Consider the following 23,480-nt stretch of genomic DNA (forward strand, 5'->3'; position numbering starts at 1 on the left):
CACATTTTCAATAGAATACCATCTATCATAACGAGAGAATAGATCTTCATGCAATATTTATTTTCACATTGGAATATGATAGTTTAAATGATATAATCCACATAAAATATTCAGAAAATAAGGAAGGGATTCAGGTGTCATTAACACTTGTATTTGCTGCCTTTTTAGATTCAAAATCCGTTATGAATTGAGGTTTATATATTGATTGACGTACCCTTTTTACAAAATGTCACATTAAAAAAAGAAAATATCCCTAGTTTTTCCGCATATCCTTACTGCTTACCCGCTATCCGAACATTACAATCACTAGCTTTCCATCCAAATGTAACATTCATTATTGGAGAAAACGGAACGGGTAAATCAACATTACTTGAAGGAATTGCAATTGCGTTAGGTTTTAATGCAGAAGGTGGAACGAAGAATTTCCGCTTTAGCACAAACGATTCACATTCATCTTTACATGAATATCTACGAATTTCCAAAAGTTTCAATACACCAAGCGACGGTTTCTTTCTTCGCGCTGAATCATTTTATAACGTCGCTTCTTATATTGATGAAATAGATGCTATAAAATCTTATGGCGGCGTTTCACTTCACGAGCAATCACATGGTGAATCATTCTTTTCCTTATTTATGAACCGTTTTTCAGGACAAGGTTTATACATTTTAGATGAGCCTGAGGCCGCTCTATCACCTATGAGACAACTTTCCATGCTCATTCGAATGCATGAACTAGCGGAACAAGGTTCACAATTTGTTATTGCGACGCATTCTCCTATTTTAATGGCTTACCCTGAATCTACTATATACTCTTTAACACAAGAGGGGATTCACGAATCCACATTAGAAGAAACCGAGCATTATCAAACGACGAAACTTTTCTTTGAAAATCGTGATCGATTATTTCATCATCTATTTGAGTCATAAAAAAAGAAGCAGCAATAGCTGCTTCTTTTTTATAGTGCTTCTATAAATAAGGCAACCCCGATACCGCCACCGACGCATAAAGAGGCAATTCCTTTTTCTAACCCACGTCTTTTTAATTCGTGAATTAAACTTACCGTAATACGAGCCCCTGTACAACCAATTGGATGCCCAAGTCCTACGCCACTACCGTTTACGTTCACTTTTTCACGGTCTAAGCCTAACTCTTTCTCTACGGCTAAATATTGAGCCGCGAAAGCTTCATTAATTTCAAGTAAATCTGCATCTTCCAATGACCAATCTACTTTTTCTAAACCTTTACGAATTGCTGGTGCTGGTCCAATACCCATAATTTTTGGATCTACTCCAGCTACTGAATATCCAACAATTCTAGCTAACGGTTGTAAACCTTTTTCTTTCGCTTTTTCTTCGCTCATTAATACTAGAACTGCACTCCCGTCATTAAGGCCAGATGCATTTCCCGCAGTCACTGATCCATCTTTACGGAATGCCGGCTTCAATCCAGCTAATTTTTCAGCTGTAATATCTGCACGTGGATGTTCATCCTTCGAAAATACAACTTCTTTTCTACGCTCTTTTATTGTAATAGGAACAATTTGATCGTCAAAGTATCCAGACTCGATTGCCTTCAGTGCCAATGTATGACTGCGAAGAGCAACTTCATCTTGTTCCTCTCTTGTAATTTCATATTGTTCAACTAAATTTTCCGCTGTTTCACCCATCATAATATGGTGAATCGGATCTTCTAACACTTCCCACACCGTGTCACGAATTTCTCCGTGCTGTAGACGTTGTCCCCATCGGTGCTGTTTCAATGCATAAGGGCTCGAACTCATCGCTTCTACTCCACCTGCAACAACAACATCACTTACACCTAACTGGATTTGCATTGCAGCTGACATAATTGCTTGCATACCTGAAGAACATTGACGTTGGATTGTATATCCCGTAACTGTGTCAGGAAATCCTGCCGCTAATGCAGCTGTTCTCGCCGTATTTGCTTCATCAGTTCTTTGAATACAATGACCTAAAATTACTTCATCAACTTCATGTGGTTCTACCCCGCCTCGTTTTACAGCTTCCTGAAGTACAGGAACAGCTAATTCTACTGGCGTTACATTTTTTAGCGCTCCTCCAAAAGTTCCAATTGGCGAACGAACTGCAGCTGTAATAACAACATTATGCATTTTGTACTTGCCCCTCTCTTATGTACCCTAGTAAGTTTTTAGGTGAAATTCCATAAGATGTATATCTATAACTATCATACTATAAACATACTAAAAAATCAAAATATTTAATATAATAAAAATAGAAGGAATTAACCTTCTATTCTGTCAGTGCATATAAAAACTTTTGTAAAATTTTCTCTGTCGTTTCATTCAATTTTGGCAACTTATCTACTGGAAAATATTGAAGTTTCAACCCTTCATGATCGAGCTTTAATTCCCCACTCACATGATGTGCCTGATACAGATGAATGACATTGAAAATTTCATCGCCATTCGGATAACGGAAATATACTTCTTTTCCTGATAGAACACCAAGAAATTGCATTATTTTTGCAGTTAACCCCGTTTCCTCAAATAACTCTCTACGTGCCGTTTCTTCTGTCGTTTCACCCAGTTCCATCGCCCCGCCAGGTACACCCCAATCATATGTATCTGAACGATATTGAAGCAATACTTCTTGATTATCATTTAATATAATGATTGCTGATCCTACGAGAATAAGCGGTCTTGTACCAACGACTTTTCGTAACTCTTCAATATACCCCATATGTAAATTCCCCTTTCCCTAACCTCCCTTATCATAACAAAATTTCTCTCTTTTTGTTCATGTAATTTTAAAGAAAAAAAGGAAGCTTTCGCCTCCATTTTTTCACCTTTATTTCTTAAAACTTTCATATTTTACAGCTTCAAAAGCTTCCTCAATTTCATCATTACGATAATGGACATATGTAAAACGGCCCAATTCTACTAACCTTGCTATTTCCTGTAACGCTTTATGCTGCTCATATGTTTCTTTCAGCTTAATATGTACATAAAACTTCATTAAAGGATGTTCATATAAAGGTTCTCCCACCTCTACATATACATCTTCAACCCCTTGTACAACTCTTACATAACTCGCAAATTGATAAAGTGCTTCTCTGTCTGAAACGATTTTTAATGTATACATATATTCTCCCCCTTTCCTTTACTATATCAAAAAGACGACCACACAATGTTATAGAACTATGAAATTTTTTCGACTTGTCATCTATATATTCAATAAAGAAGGCGTTTATCCATACATGACATCTTTTTCCCACATATATTATAGGAAGAACTTTTTTCATTTGAGGTGTTCCTTATGGATCCATACGTCAATATATGTATTTGTATTACTCCCGGTGCCGATATTTCTGATGACCGCATCGCAAAAGATTTAGCTGTTGCAGAATCAATTTGGCACCCCATTACATTTCAAATTCAAGAAGTAATTGTATTAAATGAACTTTTCCGTTTTTTTGACCGTGAAATCAGTTATAAAAATTCCATTCAAAGTCAAGAAAAGTTGGCATCCTTTTTCCAAACATGTGTAAATGAAGCTCCTGAATGCGACCTTTATATTTGTTATATTGGCAGTGATTATTTCAAAGAAACAGCAGTAATTGCCTGCGCTTATTCTTTAGCAAAACAACAGCAACTTACTGGCTATATCGTTTTAACAAATTCGGCTGCCCCTATGAAAAATATATATACGCTCGCTCACGAAATCGGTCATATTTTATTTACAAGACGTATTCATGGAAAACTTACTCATGCAGATCCTCATTCTCCAACCGGCTCGGAGCACCACCCTTCTCCAACAAATCTTATGTATCCGATAGTCCCTCGTCCAGAAAACGTTCATATTCATTCCTTATTAACAACAGAACAAAAAGCGCTCTCTTTACAAAGCTCTTTACTACAAAGAAAAAAACAGTAACCCTCATGTTACTGTTTAAAACAACTTGTTCCAATCAACAAACCAAATCCCGGCTGCTAGAAATAAAAATAGACAACTAAATGTAAATGTAATCCCTCTAAAAATCCCTATATAATATTTCTTTGGAAATAATTTTTTGTATATCCAGAGCAGCCGCTTTTTATTGAATTTCTAGTTCCCAATTTTTCTTTCTTCAATTTTTAAAGACCATCTCATTAATCCATATATACTTCCATACATAAGTAAGATCTTTGCAATTCCCCAAAATACATTTCTTTCTTCTAAGTCTTTAAATAAGAACATAATCGCAAGAGGAACAATCAGTACCACAACACCCATCCAACCAAGAACATATACTTCACCAATAAGAAGTAATAAAAATATAGTTACTGCTAATATATATGTCTGTATTGTCGACAATTGTAAAATTGGCGTCCCATACCATTTATTCATAAATATTAATAACACTAATAATAAAATTGGTATCATCACTACTACATAAATAATTCCAAACTCTACTAATTTACTTTTAAAAGAAGACATTCTAAACGCAACAATCGTTCCAATAATCGTAATGATTAAAACGATAGGATAACCGATTAACTGTACATTCGTTAACGTAAATTGTTGATTCGGATTTCCAAATAAAATATTTGTAAGTAACCAATATCCTCCTATTCCAATTATCATTCCTAAAATAGTCTTTATACTCCCGCTTTTATCCTTCTCCATCTCTTTCGCTAATTCTTCCGCATACTCTTTTGGTGAGTCACCAAATATGTCCCTTACCGTCTTCCCCTTTTTTTCACCTTCTATTAAATGAAGCTCTGCATCTTCTAGAAAGGCGTCCACCTCTTCTTCTTTAATCCCTGTTGTTATTAAATATACTTTCGTATCGATTAAAAACTTTTCTCCTTCTTTAGAAACATTCATTATAACCCCTCCCTTATTTAACCATTTCTCTTCTATTCGTCTTCATCATAATTTCAAGGAAAATTAAAATAAACAAACTTCCGTATAAACATATAATTTGAAATAACATTGGCATGAGATCTTCAGATGTAAATGTTTTAAACATTAACATAATAGAAAGCGGAATGATTAAATATAAGTTTTTAAACCATCCTTCAAAATATATATTTATAGCTACTGTGATCATAAAAATCCCACCAGCTACTATATAACTTTGGACTTCGGTGAATGTGAGCATTTTTGTAGGATATATCACATCTAATATCGTAACAGCTCCTAATAAAAACAATGGAGCAATCATAACTAAAGACCACATGGAAAACCATGTTTTTGTAAAGCTTGTGACGAAGGTCATTTTGCGAAGTAGAAAATTAGGACCCATAACAACTAAAATCAATGAAAAACTGTAACCGATACACTGAATAAGTGAAATCTGTAACATTCCATTACTCACTATTAAGATAGAAGCAATAATCCAAAAAGATACGATATTCATTACTGTAAAACCAATTTGCTTCCACGTTTCCTGTCTATCTCTTTCCATCACTTTTACAAGTTCATTTGCATATTCTTTCGGTGAGCTTCCGAAAATATCTTCTACACTCTTCCCCTCACTCTCACCTTCTATTAAATGAAGTTCTGCGTCTTCTAAAAAGTTTTCAATATCACTTTCTTTCACACTCTTTGCCGTCAAAAATAATCTCATATCTAACAAAAACTTTCGTGCTTCACTTGATAACATTATTTTCTCCTTCCCTTCCCTTCAAGTAGACGTTCTACACTACTTTGCATCGCTTCCCAGCGATCCATAAATTCATCAAGTGCTTCCTCGCCTTTTTCTGTTAATGTGTAATATTTTCTCTTTGGACCAGATGGAGATTCCTTCATTACGCTTGTTATTAATCCTTCTTTTTGCATTCGTATTAATAACGGATAAATACTTCCCTCACTCGCCATTGTAAAACCATACTTTGCTAGCTTCTCACTCATTTCATAACCGTATATTTCGCCTTCAGAAATAATAGCAAGTAAGCATCCTTCTAAGATCCCTTTCAGCATTTGACTTGTCGACATAATTCAAATCCTCCTACTATCTTGTTTTACAAGATAGACAAGCGTAAGTATCTTGCTTTACAAAATAGTATAGCAAAGACTATTTTGCAAAACAAGATAGCTAACGATATTTTTTCCAAATGTTTGCAGGATTTTCATTATAACCTCTCTAAATAGAGCACTATGAAAACTTTATTATGAAGGGATGTTTTTCATCATGGTTACAAATCGAGTTGTCTTTTTAACAGGTGCTGCGAGTGGTATTGGATATGAAATGGGAAGTGCTTTTGCAAAAGAAGGTGCAAAAGTTGTGATTACTGATCGTCTTGAAGAACGTGCGAAAGAAGCAGCTGAACAATTACAAAATGAAGGTTTTCAAGCTATCGGTTTAAAATGTGACGTTACATCTGAAGAGGAAATTACAGCATCAATTTCTCAAACAGTTAGTCATTTCGGTTCATTAGATATATTAATTAACAACGCAGGAATGCAACACGTTTCACCCATTGAAGACTTTCCAACGGAAAAGTTTGAGCTACTAATTCAAATTATGCAAATTGCTCCGTTTATCGCAATTAAGTATGCCTTTCCGATTATGAAACAACAAAAATATGGTCGTATTATTAATGTCGCTTCTATTAACGGCCTTGTCGGGTTTGCTGGAAAAGCTGCCTACAATAGTGCAAAACATGGCGTAATTGGATTAACAAAAGTTGCCGCTTTAGAAGGTGCTACGCATGGTATTACTGTTAATGCCCTTTGCCCTGGTTATGTCGATACCCCTCTTGTACGTAATCAACTACAAGACTTAGCTACTACACGAAATGTACCACTTGAAAATGTTTTAGAAGATGTTATTTATCCACTCGTCCCACAAAAGCGCTTATTACAAGTACAAGAAATCGCTGATTATGCTATGTTTTTAGCGAGTGAAAAAGCTAAAGGTATAACTGGTCAAGCTGTCGTTATCGATGGTGGCTATACTGCTCAATAAAAAATAAAGTTTGCTCAAGAAGAGCAAACTTTATTTTTTATTACGAGGATCTTCGTACTTTAGTAATTGCCGCGGGAGCTTCTCAATTGCAACAATTACCCCCTCTAATTTACTTTCAATACGGTGGAGTAAATATAATGTTACAACAATTGGAAACCCTACATTACCTATCATCTTGATCCACTCTTCCATCCTCTTCTCCCCCTTTCATTATATAAGTAAGAGAAAACAATGCATTTAGGCATAAAAAAACAAGCTATTATGTATTAGCCTGTTTTTCAAATAATGATGCAATTTCTCTTTTATAATCCCCGCTTATAATACCTTTCTCAGTAATAATTCCTGTAATTAATTCGTTCGGTGCTACGTCAAATGCAGGGTTATAAACACTCGTTCCAATTGGTGCTACTTGTTTTCCAAAGATTTTCGTAACTTCTGTTTCATCTCTTTCTTCAATAATTATTTCGGCTCCAGTTTCTTTCGTAACATCAAATGTTGACAGTGGCGCAGCAACATAAAATGGGATATCAAAGTGCTTTGCTAAAATAGCTAAATTCATTGTCCCTATTTTATTTGCCGTATCTCCATTTGCGACAATTCGATCCGCCCCTACAATAATTGCATTTATTTCTTTCGTTTGAATAGCATGAGCTGCAGTATTATCTGTAATAAGGGTCACATCAATATTTGCTTGCTTCAATTCCCAGGTCGTTAAGCGACCACCTTGTAAAACTGGTCTCGTTTCACACGCATATGCATGTAAACGCACACCTTTCTCTTTTCCAATATAAAAGGGAGCTAATGCAGTTCCATATCTGGCAGTTGCGATACTTCCAGCGTTACAGATTGTTAAAATATTATCGCCATCTTTAAAACATGTTAACGCATATTCCCCAATATTTCGGCACACCTCTTCATCTTCCTGCTGAATGCGAAGCGCTTCTTCTTCTAATGTTTTTTGTGCTTCTTTTATTGTAGTAATCTCTCGAATAGATTCTCTCATACGATCAATTGCCCAAAATAAATTGACTGCTGTCGGGCGTGACGTTCCTAAATAATTACAATCTCTATTAAACTTCTTTTGAAATTCTTCAATATGTACAGTGTTATATTTTTTTGATGCAAACGCCAAGCCAAATGCAGCTACAATTCCAATTGCAGGCGCTCCTCGTACTTCTAACATTACGATGCTTTTCCAAACCTCTTCAATAGTCGTCAATGTTTTGTATTCTGTGCTATGCGGCAATTTCGTTTGATTTAATACCGCAATTGCATCACCTTTCCAGCTTACAGATCTCGGAACAGTAACAATTGTACTCACGCTTTTACGCCCCCTGAAACTGTCTGTTGAAATAATGTTCGAAACAGTTGAATATCAGCACTTTTAGATTCATATTTTATTAGTTCTTTACCTAAGGATAGCGCTTGTTTCTTAGCTTGAATTCTTGTTTCTTTATTTTCTATTTCATCTAAATCTGCTACATGAGCTAAACCAATTGTTCTACGAATCAGTTCACATCCGGCAAATCCAACTGCATCAGTAAAGATATTTTGCAAAATAATTGGTAACCATTGTTTTTCTTTCGTATATGCTTCTACACCTTCTCCAATCCATAACTTTGTAAAAGTTTCTACAAAATAACTCCACGTCTTTTCTATATGGAAAAATAGTACACTTCTTTTTTCTTCTTCTCTAGATAAAGCATTTAATAATAGATTTGCAATAAATTGACCTATGTCAAATCCAAATGGGCCATATGTCGCAAATTCTGGATCAATCACTTTCGTTTCAGAAGGTGACGAAAAAATACTACCAGTATGTAAATCACCATGAATAAGAGTTTCTTTTCTTGTTAAGAACTTATATTTATATTGTGCTACTTTTAGTTTTAAAGTTTTATCACTCCAAAGTTCATCAACCACGAGCTGTAAATCTGGCTCATAATCATTTGTATCATAATATCCAAACGGATCTGTAAAAACTAAATCCTCTGTAATTTTACAAAGGTCCGGATTTACAAAGGTACCTTCTAGTACCCTCTTCTCTTCTGACTGTAAACCAAAATCTGAAGTGTAAAATAAAACATGTGCTAGAAAACGGCCGATATGCTGGGATAAAAGCGGATATTCTTCTCCGTCTATTAATCCTTTTCTTGTAATTGTTAGTCTTGATAAGTCTTCTATTACCGTTATCGCTAACTCTTCATCATGACTGTACACTACTGGAACATAATCCGGTACATACTGTGCAAAAATTTGTAATGCCTTGCTTTCAATCGTTGCTCTTTTTATAGACAATGGCCAGCTTTCACCAACTACTTTCGCATAAGGCAGTGCTTGTTTTATTATAATTGATTTCTCTCCATCATCTAATTTGAACACGTAATTTAAGTTTCCGTCTCCAATTTCATGACAAACGACATTTGCCTTCGCTTCAAAATAGCCATGATCTTTCGCATATTGTACAGCCGTTATTTCTGTTAATGAATAATATCCCATCGTCTTCTCCCCCTTTTTAAATTCAGAGGTTTTTCTAACATAGAAAAACCTCTTTCCACTAAGAAAGAGGTTTGAAGTTTATCTTCTCCCCTCTTATCTGCCAGAAAGTTTTACTTTCTGCTGGAATTAGCACCGTGCCTTTTGGCGTAATAAACGCCCCATTTCACAATGGTATTACGGTCGGTTGCTGGGCTTCATCGGGCCAAATCCCTCCACCTGCTCTTGATAAGAGTTGTATAATTTTTTGAATTTTTAACTTTATGTTGAAGACTATACCAAGAATAAAAATCACTTGTCAACATTTTATTTGTATAATTCTGGACGGCGATCCGCAAAAACTGGAATTCCTTTACGTACTTCTTTAATTTTCTCGAATTCAAGCTCTCCAAATAAAATTGATTCCTCTTCATTCGCCTCTACTACAACTTCACCCCAAGGGTCCACAATTAAAGAATGACCCGCAAATACATTATTTGGATCCTTTCCTGCTCTATTACATGCAACAACATAACACTGATTTTCAACTGCTCTTGCTTGCAATAGCAAACGCCAATGTGCTAAACGAACTAATGGCCATTCAGCTACAACAAATAATACTTTTGCCCCTTTAGCAGTATGGACACGCATCCACTCTGGAAAACGAATATCATAACAAATTGTTCCAGCGCATTCAACATCATCCAGCTTAAATTCGCCCGTACCATTACCGGCTATTAAATATTTATGTTCATCCATAAGCTGAAATAAATGTACTTTACTATATTCGTTGACTAGCTGTCCTTCATTATTTACAACATACATCGTATTTGTAACGCCTTGCTCTGTTTGCTTTGCTATAGAACCACCAACAATATGTACATCATATTGCTTCGCCCATTCTATTAACTTTTCTTTCGTTTCCACTCCATCCCTATCTGCAATTTCAGAAAGTCTCGTTAAATCATATCCTGTTGTCCATAGTTCTGGTAAGACGATAACATCTGGCCTTTCCTTCATAGCTTCGCTTGTTTTATTTTTAGCATTCTCAATATTTTTTTCTACATCTCCAAAAACAATATCCATTTGAATACATGCGACTTTCATTTTTTCAGCCCCATTCTTATTTTTTTCTTTACAAAATACTGGAAAGATTATATCATTTGTCACTAGAATTGTAACAACTTTCAAAAGAGGTGGAAAGTATGAAATTATTTCAACCTTCTGAGATAGTAACATCATTGCCAACACAATTTTTCGCTTCACTTGTTGCAAAAGTTAACAAAGTCGTTGCAGCTGGTCATGATGTTATTAATCTAGGTCAAGGTAATCCAGATCAACCAACACCGCAGCATATCGTAAAAGCTTTACAAGATGCTGCCGAAAAGACCATTCATCATAAATATCCGCCATTTCGCGGACATGAAAGTTTAAAAGAAGCCGTGGCAACATTCTATCAACGTGAATATGATGTAGTAGTAAATCCGAAAACTGAAGTTGCTATATTGTTTGGTGGAAAGGCTGGATTAGTAGAATTACCAATTTGTTTTACAAACCCTGGTGATACGATTCTCGTTCCAGATCCAGGCTATCCAGATTATTTATCTGGGGTTGCCTTAGCAAAGGCACACTTTGAAACCATGCCGCTTATTGCAGAAAATCATTTTTTACCGGATTATAAAAAAATTGACGACTCTATCGCTGAACGGGCAAAGTTAATGTTTTTAAACTATCCAAATAACCCTACAGGTGCTACTGCATCAAAAGATTTTTTTGATGCAACTATTCATTTTGCTAATAAACATAATATATTAGTCGTTCATGATTTTGCTTACGGCGCTATCGGATTTGATGGTCAAAAACCTGTTAGTTTCTTGCAAGCAGACGGTGCTAAAAATACAGGTATTGAAATTTACACTCTATCGAAAACTTTCAATATGGCTGGATGGCGTATTGCTTTTGCAGTAGGGAATGAAAGTGTCATTGAAACCATTAACTTATTACAAGATCATATGTATGTTAGTATTTTTGGTGCAGTTCAAGATGCTGCCCGCGAAGCACTATTAAGTTCACAGTCTTGCGTAATAGACCTTGTAAATAGTTACGAATCTCGACGAAACGCTCTTATTTCGGCTTGTCAATCAATTGGTTGGAATGTAGACATTCCAACAGGGTCATTCTTTGCATGGCTTCCTGTTCCAAAAGGATATACCTCTGAGCAATTTGCTGATATTTTACTAGAAAAAGCACATGTTGCAGTTGCTCCTGGTGTTGGATTTGGTGAACATGGCGAAGGGTATGTCCGTGTTGGTCTCTTGCATACAGAAGATAGATTACGAGAAGCCATTAATCGAATTGATAAATTAAATTTTTTCAAAAAGTAATTGACAACATGAAAAATATCTGACAAAATTCAGTTATCTTAAAAATTTAAACATTTCTAAATACTTCTTATCAAGAGCAGGTGGAGGGACGAGCCCGACGAAACCCGGCAACCGATCTACAATCGTAGACACGGTGCTAATTCTCGCAGCATTATGCTGACAGATAAGGAGCTGGTTGTAAAAAAACCTCTCCTTAGCTGAGAGGTTTTTTTATTTAACTAGGAGGTTATAACAATGAGCGGAATTATAGCGACGTATTTAATCCATGATGATTCACATAACTTAGAAAAAAAGGCTGAGCAAATTGCACTTGGTTTAACAATTGGCTCTTGGACTCATTTGCCACAATTATTGCAAGAACAATTAAAGCAACATAAAGGCAACGTCATTCATATTGAGGAATTAGCTGAACATGAACATACGAATTCATATTTACGTAAAAAAGTAAAACGCGGAATTATTAAAATCGAATATCCGTTATTAAACTTCAGTCCAGATTTACCAGCAATTTTAACGACTACATTTGGAAAGCTATCCCTTGATGGCGAAGTAAAATTAATTGACTTAACTTTTTCAGAAGAATTGAAAGAACATTTTCCTGGTCCAAAATTCGGGATAGATGGGATTCGAAACCTTTTACAAGTGCATGATCGTCCCCTTTTAATGAGTATTTTTAAAGGAATGATTGGACGAAATATTGGGTATTTAAAAACGCAATTACGTGATCAAGCAAGTGGTGGTGTAGATATAGTAAAAGATGATGAAATATTATTTGAAAATGCATTAACACCACTTACGAAACGCATTGTATCTGGAAAAGAAGTTTTACAATCCGTATATGAAACATACGGACATAAAACGTTATATGCCGTAAATTTAACAGGACGAACTTTTGATTTAAAAGAAAATGCGAAACGTGCAGTGCAAGCTGGAGCTGATATTCTATTATTTAACGTATTTGCTTACGGACTAGATGTACTGCAATCACTTGCAGAAGATGATGAAATCCCAGTTCCTATTATGGCACACCCTGCTGTAAGTGGTGCTTATTCAGCATCTAAGTTATATGGAATTTCATCTCCATTATTACTCGGAAAGCTACTACGCTATGCTGGGGCTGACTTTTCATTATTCCCATCTCCATACGGAAGTGTTGCGCTAGAAAAAGAGGAAGCTCTTGCTATCTCAAAATATTTAACTGAAGACGATGCATTTTTCAAGAAGAGCTTTTCTGTTCCATCTGCTGGTATTCACCCTGGTTTCGTTCCCTTTATTGTACGAGATTTCGGTAAAGATGTTGTTATTAATGCTGGCGGCGGGATACATGGACATCCAAATGGAGCGCAAGGCGGTGGTAAAGCTTTCCGTACTGCAATTGATGCTACTTTGCAAAATAAACCACTCCATGAAGTAGATGACATAAATTTGCATAGTGCACTACAAATATGGGGAAATCCCTCTCATGAGGTGAAATTATGAGTATTCAAGTATTTTGTGATTTCGATGGCACGATTACAAATAATGATAACATTATGTCCATTATGGAAAAATTCGCACCACCAGAAGCTGAAGAAGTAAAGAATAGAATTTTATCACAAGAGCTATCTATTCAAGAAGGTGTTTCTCAATTATTTCGATTAATACCTACTCATCTGCACGATGAAATTATTCAATTTTTAATAGAAACTGCTGAAATTCGTAATGGTTTTCATGAATTTATACAATTTGTAAATGAAAATAACATTTCTTTTTACGTTATATCAGGTGGAATGGATTTCTTCGTCTATCCACTCTTACAAGGACTCATTCCAAAAGAGCAAATTTACTGTAATGAAACAGATTTTTCAAATGAATACATTACGGTGAATTGGCCTCATCCTTGTGATCATCATTGTCAAAATCATTGCGGATTATGTAAATCATCACTCATCCGAAAATTAAGTGATACGAATGACTTCCATATTGTGATTGGAGATTCAATTACTGATTTACAAGCTGCGAAACAAGCAGATAAAGTATTTGCTCGTGACTTCCTTATTACAAAGTGTGAAGAGAATTATATTGCTTATACACCGTTTGAAACATTCCATGATATTCAAAATGAATTAAAACATTTGTTGGAGGTGAAATCATGAAACAACTTTTTCGTCAATGGTATGACTTAAGCGAGATAAAAAAAGAATTAACAACTCGAAATTGGTTCCCAGCAACAAGTGGTAATATTTCTATAAAAGTTAGTCATGAGCCACTTACTTTTCTCATTACAGCAAGCGGTAAAGATAAAACAAAAACCACTCCAGATGATTTTCTATTAGTAGATCATGTAGGAGTTCCCGTTTTAGAGACTGAATTACGCCCTTCAGCAGAAACAATATTGCATACACATATTTATAACAATACGAATGCCGGGTGCGTACTTCATGTTCATACAACTGATAATAATGTCATCACAAATTTATATAGTGATGCAGTTACCCTTCAAAATCAAGAAATTATTAAAGCTCTCGATATTTGGGAAGAAGGTGCAACAATTCACATTCCTATTATCGAAAACCATGCCCATATCCCAACGCTTGGAGAAAACTTCCGAAAGCATATACAAGGTGATTCGGGAGCGGTATTAATCCGTAACCACGGTATTACCGTATGGGGCCGAGATAGCTTTGATGCAAAGAAGAGATTAGAAGCTTATGAGTTTTTATTCCAATTTCATATAAAACTATTATCAATTCAAGGAGGCGTTTCTAATGGCGCAAATTCGTATTCATGAAGTAAATACTCGTATTGAAAATGAAGTGGAAGTATCTAAATTTCTACAAGAGGAAGGCGTTTTATATGAGAAATGGAATATTTCTAAACTTCCTACTCATTTAAATGAAAATTATTCTTTAACAGATGAAAACAAAGCTGAAATATTAGCTGTTTTTTCAAAAGAAATCGCTGATGTTTCAGCACGTCGAGGTTATAAAGCACATGATGTAATTTCACTTTCAAATAGCACACCTAACCTTGACGAATTATTAATTAATTTCCAAAAAGAACATCATCATACAGACGACGAAGTCCGCTTTATCGTCAGTGGTCATGGCATTTTCGCTATTGAAGGCAAAGATGGGAAATTCTTTGATGTTGAACTTGAGCCAGGCGATCTAATATCTGTTCCAGAAAATGCAAGACATTATTTTACCTTGCAAGATGATCGTCAAGTTGTAGCTATTCGTATTTTTGTGACAACTGAAGGCTGGGTTCCAATCTATTAAGGTAGTTAGTTGAATAAAAGGACTTGGATCCCCTTTTCCAAACTTTTATTCACTCTACATATATACATCCTCCTATGGAACAGGCTTATTTCACTTTTGAAATAAGCCTGATTTTTTATTTACTCAAAAGTACCATTTCATCACAAATTTAACGTCTTGATTTTTCAAGTGTATTTTTCGAACATTTATTGAAATTTTTCTGAAAATTCTGTTTTACATGTGATATACTACAATTAACTAAGAAGGAAAATAATATCGCAAACAGAGGGGGATAATCATGAGCTTACTTATCGCACTTATACTTGGAGTTACATGTGGAGCATTTCCTGTTATTTTAGGAGCTATTATGGAAGAGTTAGAAATTGGTGTTTTAGGATTTGTTGCATCTTGTGTAAGCGCTTTATTATTTGGTTTATTCGGCGCTATTCCTGTTTCAATTCTGTGTGCTTTTTATATAATACGCCATGCTCGTACAAAACAATTTGGTCCTAATCACATCGCACAAATTATCCCATTCCCGGTTGAACGATGTCGCCGCGCTTCTAACTTATAATGACTAAATAAATAAAAGTCCTCAAATGAGGACTTTTATTTATTTTCTTCTAGAAATTGAAACAATTCTTGTAGATGTAGGGCATCTTCACCATAGCTAACAGATACATGAAATATACCGTCAATCTCAGCTTGCATATAAAGATCCACTCCATCACGATCATATTTCAATGCCAAATAAAACTCCATTTCTTCTAACATCTTTTTAGAGGTTCGAATTACATAATGCCCCTTCTCATCTCTTCCATATTCAAAGTCTGGTTCAAAATCATATTTTTGTTTAAAAGCTTCTTTTTGTTTTTCATTAATTTGCATACAAGTAGCTCGCTGTACAGTATCAATCATCTCATCAAACTTTTGAAGGTCCACCTCGTTTACCCCCTTATATATTTTTTATATAATACTTGTGTTCCACTATTTTCTTCGCCATCCTTAATTAACTCTTCATACAATTCTTTCGCCAAACTTAAGCCTGGGACTGGTAATTGTAATTTTTCTGCTTCCTCTAAAGCAATTTTCATATCTTTCATAAAATGCTTTACATAAAATCCTGGCTCAAAGTCTCCTTTTAACATTCGAGGAGCTAAATTACTTAATGACCAACTACCTGCTGCCCCTGTTGAAATACTCTCTAACACTTTATCTGGATTCAATCCAGCCTTCTTCGCGTAAGCAACAGCCTCACATACTCCAATCATATTGGAAGCAATCGCAATTTGATTGCACATTTTTGTATGTTGTCCACTCCCAGCTGGTCCTTGTAATTGAATGTTTGTTCCTAACTTTTCAAGTAAAGGTAAGCATCTATCATATATTTCTTTCTCTCCACCTACCATAATTGCGAGTTTTGCTTCTTTCGCACCAACATCTCCTCCTGAGACAGGTGCATCTAACGTATATATATTTTTGCTTTTTGCAACTTCATTAATACGTTTTGCTAAAGTAGGTGTAGATGTCGTAAAGTCAATTGCTATCGTACCTTCTTTTGCATGTTCTATAATTCCTTCTATACCAAAATACACTTCTTCTACATCATGTGGATATCCAACCATTGTCATTACAATATCAACTTGCTTCACTAACTCTTTTGGCGTATCACACCATTGTGCACCATCTTGCACTAAAGAATCTGTTTTTGCTTTCGTTCTATTATATACATATACTTTATGACCATCTTGCATTAAGTGATAAACCATACTTTTTCCCATTACGCCAATACCAATGAAACCTATTGATAAAGTTTTATGTTCCATTTTCTCATCCCCTTTGTTCTAATAAATCATTTACCATCTTTCGGAACTCTTTATTAAAGTCATCATCCATACTATTTTTTACATTTGAAAATAACATAACAAAAATTCCTTTTTCTTTATTAAAATTATTGAAAGTGTTCCAACCAGATAATACACCATGATTATGAAAATAATCTGGATATATATAAAAACTAAATGCATATTTCCGTTCTGCTGAAGGCGAAAACATTGCTTGTATACTTTGTTCAGAAAGAAGTTTTCCATTTATAATTGCTTCGTCTAACTTCTTCATATCTCCAACTGTCGTATACATCTCACCACAACCATATAGCCAATCCATGCCTAACTTCTGCGCTGGTACAAGCTCTTGATTTTTTTTCACATAACCCTTTGTAAAATTTTTATCCCCAGGTACCATATTTCCCATACCGGATTCATGCATATCTGCTTTTACAAATATGTTTTCTTTTATGTAATCTCCTAAAGGTTTTTTCGAGATATGTTCTATTATATAAGCAAGAACCATATAATTATAATCTGTATATCTCCAACCTGTTCCTGCAGGAAATTCTAAATTTTGACGTCCAATCCAATTAATTAACTGTAAACGGGAAGCAGCATTCACATTTCCTTTCGCATGTTCAGGTAAACCAGAGGTATGGGTTAATAAATGATATAGTGTAATATTTTTATTCTCCGGAAATGAAGGAATATATTTATTTACATTATCTTGAATATTCAATTTACCTTGTTCTTGCAACTGTAAAATAGATGTGGCAACAACTGTTTTCGTAATAGAACCAATACGATATTTTGTTTGAGGCGTATTTTCTATTTTATTTTGAACATCAGCATACCCATATCCTTTATTCAATATAACACGCTCTTTATCTGTTACCAAAACTGTTCCATTAAATTGCTTTCCGACTAAATATTGATCTAATTTTTGAGATATGCTAGCATAATCAATTTGTTGCTCTTCTTTTTCTTCTATATTCCCTTGTACTTCTGATTCAATAGTAGGATTCACTTTAGTTGTTAATACAGTGTTTTCCTTTATATTGGGGCTAACAAGAAAATAGTATACTCCGCCGCCAACTATAGCAGACAGTGAAGCCATCACCATTACTTTTTTTATCATATTGATCCTCCATAATTCCTTCGCTAAAAATTGTCCCCCTATTCTATTATCAAACAATAAAAAAAAATCGCAACAATTTGTTGCGAAAAATTACATTTTTTCTTTTCTATACACACATACTTGATTCTTCCCATTTTTTTTCGCTTCATATAATGCAATGTCCGCTCGTTGCATTAATTCTTCTCTTGTAGTTCCTTGTTCATATAACGCAACTCCAAAGCTAGCTGTTAGCTTCGAAATTCCAGTGAATTGCTTTGTTTCAATGAAGAATCGTAATGACTCCGCAACTTGAAATGCTTCCTTTTCTACTGTATTTGTCACTAATATAATGAATTCTTCTCCTCCCCATCTTGCAAATACATGTTGTTGCTCCACTTTAGATTTCATAAGCTCTGCAAGTTGTATTAATGCCAAATCACCAAAATCATGACCATATGTGTCATTAACCGTTTTAAAATTATCTATATCAAATAAAATGATAGCTATTTTCTCATCACTACGTATTACCTTTTCCCACTCTACCTCTAGTATTTGTTGAAACTTTAAACGATTATAAATCTCTGTCAATGAATCTACCATAGCAAGTCTTTCTTGCTCTTGATAGATTTCATCTAATTCTGTAATTTCCGTGCACTTTACAATAAATCTTGATAAATCTTCTGGCAATGGTGTCGCACGTAATAAAAAAGTGGATACTACCCCTTCATAATTTAGCATCTTAATTCTTCTACCACTTGATAAAGTATCGTCTAACCATGTTATATCATGCGTCGTCGAATAGTATCCACTTTCTCTAATAAAATGTTCAGCAAATACTAAATGTTGCTCACGATAGGCAAACAAATTTTCATATCCAAAAAAAGCTAAAAAATTTGTATTACAATCAACAATCTCATCATCTTCTACTATAAATAATAGATCATTTTGAAAATCAAACATCGTTTGAAGCAATTCCTGCTGCAAACCGACTTGCCTTACTAAAGAAAGTTGATACAAACTCTTATTCACTTCCTCTAACACTGCTTGCGGAGTTACAGGAGCTATTACAATATTACGTATTCCTAATGCAAGTACATCTGTGAATTCTTTTGTTATTTGTTGATCCCAAATGACAATGAATGTACTGTGCGGAGTATACATATTCTTTATATATTTTATTTGAGAATAATCTGTTACATACGTAATGATAATGTGTGGTTTCGTTCTTTGAAATAATAGTTCGCCCTCTTCAAAACTATTTGCTATAAACATACATTTTGGATGGATATTTTCTACCGTTTGTTGATGCTTACATCCATTTTCTATATAAAGGACATTTAACTGCAGATCTTGTAACACATTTTGGAAAACCGTATTCTCTAATAAAAAATGTAGTATGTTCATCACTAGTCTTCACTCACTTCATATATCTTGTTCTACTGAATTCCTCACAAACTTTTTTAAAAGACTGTTCTCCAATAAACTTTAATTTGTGAGAGATACATATTAACAAGCTAATTGAGAATGTTATCTTCGCTTTTCACTCTATAAATTCCTTTTTTAGTGTATGATTGTAGGAATTGTATCGTTTGTATGAATGCCCTAGCTTATTTTTAAAACTTGACAATTAAAATAAAGATATTATATTCTTAAATTCGATAACTTACAAAATGTAAGTAGTGTATATTATTTTTTTGAAAATAATTCGATATACAATTTGGAGGATATACAATGACAAACGACAACTTTTTTAACGTTCTATATGAACGCACATCTACACGTGCATTCAACCCAAATAAAGAAATCTCATCTACAGAATTACATGAGATTTTAAAAGCCGCAGCACAAGCACCTTCCGCTTGGAACTTGCAACACTGGAAATTCCTTGTTTTTCAAGGTGAAGATGTACAAAAACGATTACACCCAATAGCTTATAACCAACAACAAATTCTTGATGCTTCTGCAGTAGTCGCTATTTTAGGTGATTTAGAAGCTTATAAAAATGTTGAGCCAGTATATGGTCCAATTGTAGAACAAGGATTTATGAAAGAAGAAGCAAAAGAACGCTTAGCTAAAAATATTGAATCTGCATATGCTCGTGAACAATTCCCAAGAGATGCTGCCTTTTCAAATGCATCTTTAGCAGCAATGCAACTTATGCTTGCAGCTAAAGCAACTGGTTGGGATACTTGTGCTATTGGTGGCTTCAATCCACAAGCACTGACAGACGAATTTAACGTTTCATCTCGTTACGTTCCAATTATGCTTATTACAATTGGTGAATCAACTTTAAAAGGCCACCCCGCACCTCGTATGAGCGTAGAGCAAGTGAGTGAGTGGGCAAAATAATAAAAAACGAAGGTAACTACATTGCCTTCGTTTTTTTATTCCCTGTCATACTTTTGTAATATTACTACAAATCATTCGACATTTATACTTATGGAAAACTATATTCTATTCCCTTATCATAAATAAACTTGACGTTTTGTGTCGAATTTTGTTTAGGTGTTGAAATATACCCGTGTGTTTTTGTTACAATTGTGATACAATGATAACAAATAGATAACAAGAGAGGGATTTTCATTGAGTTCATACGGAAGCTTTATCGCACTTTTATGTTACATAGTAACTGTACTGCTTCTATATTTTATTGGTGATGCCGCAAACATCTCCATTTTACAATTCCCAAAAGAAGAAGCATTCCAATTAGAATCAGAAAAACATACTGCACGATCCATTGTACCACTACTCCTAGCTCTTCCTGTATATATCATCGTTTTATATAAAAGTAAAAAAGTGTAAAGGCTACCTATTTCATTTATTTTGGTGGTTTTTACATTTTTTGTTATATTTCCCCTATTTTAAACATCATTCCATACTAAACACCCAGCTAGTCATTTAAAATGAGAAAATCCCCTAGAAAAAATTCCACTCTCTGTCCAGTCACTCACTACCGAACTTACATAGATTATAAGTGTGAAGGGGGTGATGAGGATTATGTTTGGATCATTTGGATGCTGTGATAACTTTAGAGACTGTCATCATCATGAAAGAGAGTGCAGACATCATGAGAAAGAGAAAGAGAGAGAAGTAGTTAGACCACAACAACCAGCTGTATGTAACGTACTTGCTAGCATTTCAGTTGGAACAGAACTTTCTCTTTTAAGCATTAAAGGTATCGGATCTTTCAACAATGTAATTTTTGAAGGTTTCGCTAACGGTGTTGCTCTTTTCTCTGCTTTAGCTCGTAACAATAATGATAAAGATAATAAAGACGACAACAAAGATGATAAGAACCGTCAACGTAATACTTTTAATGGCATTTTACGTGTATGCCCAACTGATATCGTTGCAATCGCTATCTAATTCTGTCTCTTATCCTCGATAGTAAGCAAATAAGATTTACTTTTCTCATAGAAAAAACCTGAGACCGATTTCAAATCGACTCAGGTTTTTTTATTGATTATATGCTTTTAACTAGTTCAACAACTTCTTCAGCAGTTGACATCATTAATGCTTTTTCTGCTAATGTTTCCATTTCTGCTTTTGACAACTTGCTTAGCTGTGTTCTTGCAGGAAGAATAGATGTTGCACTCATACTGAACTCATCTAAACCTAATCCTAATAATAATGGGATAGCAAGTGAATCGCCTGCCATCTCACCACACATACCAGCCCATTTGCCTTCTTTATGAGCAGCATCGATAACCATTTTTACAAGACGTAAAATAGATGGGTTATATGGTTGGTATAAGTATGATACTTGTTCGTTCATACGGTCTGCAGCCATTGTGTATTGGATTAAATCATTTGTTCCGATAGAGAAGAAGTCAACTTCTTTCGCGAATTGATCTGCTAATACAGCTGAAGCTGGGATTTCAACCATCATACCAACTTCAATAGAATCAGAAACAGTTGTACCCGCTTCTACAAGTTTCGCTTTCTCTTCTAATAAAATTGCTTTTGCTTGACGGAACTCATCAAGAGTTGCAATCATTGGGAACATAATTTTTAAGTTACCGTATACGCTAGCACGAAGTAATGCACGAAGTTGTGTACGGAACACATCTTGCTCATCAAGACATAAGCGAATTGCACGGTATCCTAAGAATGGGTTCATTTCTTTTGGTAAATGTAAGTATGGAAGCTCTTTATCTCCACCGATGTCAAGTGTACGAACAACGACTGGTTGACCTTCTTTTACACCTTCAAGAACTGCTTTATACGCTTCGAACTGCTCTTCTTCTGTTGGAAGATTGTCACGACCCATGTATAAGAATTCTGTACGGTATAAGCCAACGCCTTCTCCGCCATTATCGATAATACCTTGTACATCATTTGGTGTTCCGATATTTGCAACAAGCTCAACGTGATGTCCATCACTTGTTACAGTAGCTTGGTCTTTTAATTTTGCCCATTCAGTTTTTTGCTCTTCAAATTTCGCTTTCTTTTCTTCAAACGAACGAAGAGTTTCTTCTGATGGGTTTACAATTACTTCTCCATCTAAACCGTCAATGATAACGATATCGCCGTTTTGGATTTTCTCCATAACAACTTTCGTACCAACAACAGCTGGAATTTCCATAGAACGAGCCATAATTGCAGAGTGAGATGTACGTCCACCGATATCAGTAGTGAAACCTTTTGCATACTTACGGTTTAACTGAGCTGTATCAGATGGTGTTAAATCTTCAGCAATAATGATTACCTCTTCAGAAATTGTACCAGGATTTGAGAAGTTAATTCCTAGTAAATGTGCAAGAACGCGTTTTGTTACGTCACGAATGTCCGCAGCACGTTCTTTCATATATTCATTATCCATGTTTTCAAACATAGAAATAAACATTGATGCAACTTCATCCATTGCAAATTCAGCATTTACTTTTTCGCTATTTACTTTATCTTTTACTGGGTTTACTAGTTCTGGATCATTTAACACTAATAAATGTGCTTCAAAGATCGCAGCTTTGTCAGCACCTAGCTCAGCAAATGCGTGGTCCTTAATAGCTTCTAATTCAGTTTTTGCTTTCTCAAGCGCAGCGTCTAAGCGTGCAATTTCTGCAGCTTCGTTTGTAATTGATTTCTTTTCGATGTTAAATTCAGGATTTTCAAGTCTGAAAGCCTTTGCAATAGCAATCCCACTTGATGCAGCGATCCCTTGAATGTTAAGAGTCATTATTCTCCTAATCCTTCGTTTTTCATAGTTTCTTCGATAGCTGCTAGTGCTTGAGCTGCATCATCACCATTTGCAGTGATTTTAATTTCTGCGTTTTGTTGAATGCCTAAAGACATAACGCCCATGATTGATTTTAAGTTAACGTTCTTTCCGTTATACTCTAAGTTAATGTCAGAACCGAATTTGCTTGCAGTGTTTACAAGTAGAGTTGCTGGACGAGCATGAATTCCTGAGTCGCTAGTTACTTTAAAGATTTTTTCCATGATTATTTATCTCCTTTAAATTACAGTTTTTTTAGTTGTATAGACGTGAGTACTACATCATCT

28 protein-coding genes, 1 pseudogene and 2 riboswitches are annotated in these 23,480 nt (G+C 34.9%); of the genes and pseudogenes, 12 read left to right on the forward strand and 17 right to left on the reverse strand.

From position 1 onward, the window contains the following. The first annotated feature begins 201 nt into the window (after positions 1–201). Positions 202–927, forward strand: a complete 726-nt coding sequence (locus ACS2FK_RS01715) for an AAA family ATPase (RefSeq protein WP_000568005.1) — start codon at positions 202–204, stop codon at positions 925–927. Positions 928–956: 29 nt separating this feature from the next. On the opposite strand, the gene ACS2FK_RS01720 is transcribed toward ACS2FK_RS01715, so the two are convergent. The 3 genes from ACS2FK_RS01720 to ACS2FK_RS01730 form a co-directional block, all read right to left on the reverse strand. After that, entirely contained in the window at positions 957–2,132 is a 1,176-nt protein-coding gene (locus ACS2FK_RS01720; RefSeq protein ID WP_000552078.1) for an acetyl-CoA C-acetyltransferase, read from the reverse strand. Between the two features lie 139 nt (positions 2,133–2,271). After that, on the reverse strand, positions 2,272–2,721 hold the full coding sequence (locus tag ACS2FK_RS01725) for an NUDIX hydrolase (protein ID WP_000540529.1): 450 nt from the start codon (positions 2,719–2,721) through the stop codon (positions 2,272–2,274). Positions 2,722–2,829: 108 nt separating this feature from the next. Then, the gene (locus ACS2FK_RS01730; protein ID WP_000288330.1) at positions 2,830–3,123 is read right to left on the reverse strand and encodes a DUF3928 family protein; all 294 of its coding nucleotides are present in this window, start codon (positions 3,121–3,123) and stop codon (positions 2,830–2,832) included. A 174-nt stretch (positions 3,124–3,297) separates the two neighbouring features. Between ACS2FK_RS01730 and ACS2FK_RS01735 the strand changes: the two genes are divergently transcribed. After that, positions 3,298–3,915 (forward strand): ImmA/IrrE family metallo-endopeptidase, encoded by a 618-nt coding sequence (locus ACS2FK_RS01735; protein ID WP_000371606.1) that lies wholly within the window; start codon positions 3,298–3,300, stop codon positions 3,913–3,915. A 15-nt stretch (positions 3,916–3,930) separates the two neighbouring features. Here ACS2FK_RS01735 and ACS2FK_RS01740 read toward each other — a convergent pair. The 4 genes and pseudogenes from ACS2FK_RS01740 to ACS2FK_RS01755 form a co-directional block, all read right to left on the reverse strand. Beyond that, positions 3,931–4,074 (reverse strand): annotated as a pseudogene (locus tag ACS2FK_RS01740) (DNA-binding protein); the annotation flags it as partial. A 12-nt stretch (positions 4,075–4,086) separates the two neighbouring features. Then, complete coding sequence (locus ACS2FK_RS01745; protein ID WP_063548545.1) at positions 4,087–4,848, reverse strand: DUF1129 domain-containing protein; 762 nt, start codon at positions 4,846–4,848, stop codon at positions 4,087–4,089. Between the two features lie 13 nt (positions 4,849–4,861). Next, positions 4,862–5,629 (reverse strand): DUF1129 domain-containing protein, encoded by a 768-nt coding sequence (locus ACS2FK_RS01750; protein ID WP_063548547.1) that lies wholly within the window; start codon positions 5,627–5,629, stop codon positions 4,862–4,864. Beyond that, entirely contained in the window at positions 5,629–5,961 is a 333-nt protein-coding gene (locus ACS2FK_RS01755; RefSeq protein ID WP_000107977.1) for a PadR family transcriptional regulator, read from the reverse strand. The genes ACS2FK_RS01750 and ACS2FK_RS01755 overlap by 1 nt, the downstream gene beginning before the upstream one ends. Positions 5,962–6,157: 196 nt before the next feature. Here ACS2FK_RS01755 and ACS2FK_RS01760 point away from each other — a divergent pair, with 196 nt between their 5' ends. Beyond that, positions 6,158–6,934, forward strand: coding sequence for a 3-hydroxybutyrate dehydrogenase (locus ACS2FK_RS01760; RefSeq protein WP_063548549.1), 777 nt, complete (start codon positions 6,158–6,160; stop codon positions 6,932–6,934). A gap of 30 nt (positions 6,935–6,964) precedes the next feature. Here the strand turns inward: ACS2FK_RS01760 and ACS2FK_RS01765 are convergent, their stop codons facing one another. The 4 genes from ACS2FK_RS01765 to ACS2FK_RS01780 form a co-directional block, all read right to left on the reverse strand. Further along, entirely contained in the window at positions 6,965–7,126 is a 162-nt protein-coding gene (locus ACS2FK_RS01765) for a YvrJ family protein (RefSeq protein ID WP_000393338.1), read from the reverse strand. A 67-nt stretch (positions 7,127–7,193) separates the two neighbouring features. Then, positions 7,194–8,255, reverse strand: a complete 1,062-nt coding sequence (mtnA, locus tag ACS2FK_RS01770; RefSeq protein ID WP_063548551.1) for an S-methyl-5-thioribose-1-phosphate isomerase — start codon at positions 8,253–8,255, stop codon at positions 7,194–7,196. Further along, the gene (gene mtnK, locus ACS2FK_RS01775; RefSeq protein ID WP_063548553.1) at positions 8,252–9,433 is read right to left on the reverse strand and encodes an S-methyl-5-thioribose kinase; all 1,182 of its coding nucleotides are present in this window, start codon (positions 9,431–9,433) and stop codon (positions 8,252–8,254) included. Before mtnK ends, mtnA begins: the two co-directional genes overlap by 4 nt. 90 nt (positions 9,434–9,523) lie before the next feature. Further along, positions 9,524–9,665, reverse strand: a riboswitch (SAM riboswitch). Between the two features lie 71 nt (positions 9,666–9,736). Continuing rightward, the gene (locus tag ACS2FK_RS01780; protein WP_063549366.1) at positions 9,737–10,600 is read right to left on the reverse strand and encodes a carbon-nitrogen family hydrolase; all 864 of its coding nucleotides are present in this window, start codon (positions 10,598–10,600) and stop codon (positions 9,737–9,739) included. A gap of 14 nt (positions 10,601–10,614) precedes the next feature. Between ACS2FK_RS01780 and ACS2FK_RS01785 the strand changes: the two genes are divergently transcribed. The 6 genes from ACS2FK_RS01785 to ACS2FK_RS01810 all read left to right on the forward strand — a co-directional run bounded on the left by ACS2FK_RS01785 (position 10,615) and on the right by ACS2FK_RS01810 (position 15,606). After that, positions 10,615–11,793 carry a pyridoxal phosphate-dependent aminotransferase gene (locus tag ACS2FK_RS01785; RefSeq protein WP_063548555.1) on the forward strand — a complete coding sequence of 393 codons (1,179 nt, stop codon included), beginning with the start codon at positions 10,615–10,617 and terminating at the stop codon, positions 11,791–11,793. A 64-nt stretch (positions 11,794–11,857) separates the two neighbouring features. Further along, positions 11,858–11,963: riboswitch (SAM riboswitch) on the forward strand. Between the two features lie 64 nt (positions 11,964–12,027). Next, positions 12,028–13,272 (forward strand): 2,3-diketo-5-methylthiopentyl-1-phosphate enolase, encoded by a 1,245-nt coding sequence (gene mtnW, locus ACS2FK_RS01790; RefSeq protein WP_000014203.1) that lies wholly within the window; start codon positions 12,028–12,030, stop codon positions 13,270–13,272. Further along, complete coding sequence (gene mtnX / locus ACS2FK_RS01795) at positions 13,269–13,928, forward strand: 2-hydroxy-3-keto-5-methylthiopentenyl-1-phosphate phosphatase (protein WP_000027487.1); 660 nt, start codon at positions 13,269–13,271, stop codon at positions 13,926–13,928. The genes mtnW and mtnX overlap by 4 nt, the downstream gene beginning before the upstream one ends. After that, positions 13,925–14,563: a methylthioribulose 1-phosphate dehydratase gene (locus ACS2FK_RS01800; RefSeq protein ID WP_000811341.1), complete on the forward strand. Its 639-nt coding sequence runs from the start codon at positions 13,925–13,927 to the stop codon at positions 14,561–14,563. The genes mtnX and ACS2FK_RS01800 overlap by 4 nt, the downstream gene beginning before the upstream one ends. Next, complete coding sequence (locus tag ACS2FK_RS01805; RefSeq protein ID WP_000057317.1) at positions 14,541–15,053, forward strand: 1,2-dihydroxy-3-keto-5-methylthiopentene dioxygenase; 513 nt, start codon at positions 14,541–14,543, stop codon at positions 15,051–15,053. Before ACS2FK_RS01800 ends, ACS2FK_RS01805 begins: the two co-directional genes overlap by 23 nt. Before the next feature lie 277 nt (positions 15,054–15,330). Then, the gene (locus ACS2FK_RS01810; RefSeq protein ID WP_000054659.1) at positions 15,331–15,606 is read left to right on the forward strand and encodes a hypothetical protein; all 276 of its coding nucleotides are present in this window, start codon (positions 15,331–15,333) and stop codon (positions 15,604–15,606) included. A gap of 35 nt (positions 15,607–15,641) precedes the next feature. On the opposite strand, the gene ACS2FK_RS01815 is transcribed toward ACS2FK_RS01810, so the two are convergent. The 4 genes from ACS2FK_RS01815 to ACS2FK_RS01830 form a co-directional block, all read right to left on the reverse strand. Beyond that, on the reverse strand, positions 15,642–15,974 hold the full coding sequence (locus ACS2FK_RS01815) for a DUF3909 family protein (protein WP_000365617.1): 333 nt from the start codon (positions 15,972–15,974) through the stop codon (positions 15,642–15,644). Positions 15,975–15,979: 5 nt separating this feature from the next. Beyond that, positions 15,980–16,858 (reverse strand): NAD(P)-dependent oxidoreductase, encoded by an 879-nt coding sequence (locus ACS2FK_RS01820; RefSeq protein ID WP_000400437.1) that lies wholly within the window; start codon positions 16,856–16,858, stop codon positions 15,980–15,982. Between the two features lie 4 nt (positions 16,859–16,862). After that, positions 16,863–17,999, reverse strand: coding sequence for a serine hydrolase (locus ACS2FK_RS01825; protein WP_000592902.1), 1,137 nt, complete (start codon positions 17,997–17,999; stop codon positions 16,863–16,865). 90 nt (positions 18,000–18,089) lie between these two features. Continuing rightward, on the reverse strand, positions 18,090–19,382 hold the full coding sequence (locus ACS2FK_RS01830; protein ID WP_001023187.1) for a GGDEF domain-containing protein: 1,293 nt from the start codon (positions 19,380–19,382) through the stop codon (positions 18,090–18,092). A 327-nt stretch (positions 19,383–19,709) separates the two neighbouring features. Between ACS2FK_RS01830 and ACS2FK_RS01835 the strand changes: the two genes are divergently transcribed. The 3 genes from ACS2FK_RS01835 to ACS2FK_RS01845 all read left to right on the forward strand — a co-directional run bounded on the left by ACS2FK_RS01835 (position 19,710) and on the right by ACS2FK_RS01845 (position 21,344). Next, entirely contained in the window at positions 19,710–20,327 is a 618-nt protein-coding gene (locus tag ACS2FK_RS01835; RefSeq protein WP_000180387.1) for a nitroreductase family protein, read from the forward strand. A gap of 234 nt (positions 20,328–20,561) precedes the next feature. Further along, positions 20,562–20,780: a hypothetical protein gene (locus ACS2FK_RS01840; protein WP_000100485.1), complete on the forward strand. Its 219-nt coding sequence runs from the start codon at positions 20,562–20,564 to the stop codon at positions 20,778–20,780. A gap of 195 nt (positions 20,781–20,975) precedes the next feature. After that, a complete protein-coding gene (locus tag ACS2FK_RS01845; RefSeq protein ID WP_063548558.1) occupies positions 20,976–21,344 on the forward strand; it encodes a DUF3915 family protein in 369 nt (122 codons plus the stop codon). 97 nt (positions 21,345–21,441) lie between these two features. Here ACS2FK_RS01845 and ptsP read toward each other — a convergent pair whose 3' ends face one another. Together ptsP and ptsH are read right to left on the reverse strand one after the other, a co-directional pair. Continuing rightward, positions 21,442–23,154: a phosphoenolpyruvate--protein phosphotransferase gene (gene ptsP, locus ACS2FK_RS01850; RefSeq protein WP_000174216.1), complete on the reverse strand. Its 1,713-nt coding sequence runs from the start codon at positions 23,152–23,154 to the stop codon at positions 21,442–21,444. Further along, positions 23,154–23,417: a phosphocarrier protein HPr gene (gene ptsH / locus ACS2FK_RS01855; protein WP_000411080.1), complete on the reverse strand. Its 264-nt coding sequence runs from the start codon at positions 23,415–23,417 to the stop codon at positions 23,154–23,156. Before ptsH ends, ptsP begins: the two co-directional genes overlap by 1 nt. Between the last annotated feature and the right edge of the window lie 63 nt (positions 23,418–23,480).

The organism is Bacillus cereus group sp. BceL220 (genome assembly GCF_051776965.1).
Lineage (GTDB): Bacteria > Bacillota > Bacilli > Bacillales > Bacillaceae_G > Bacillus_A > Bacillus_A cereus.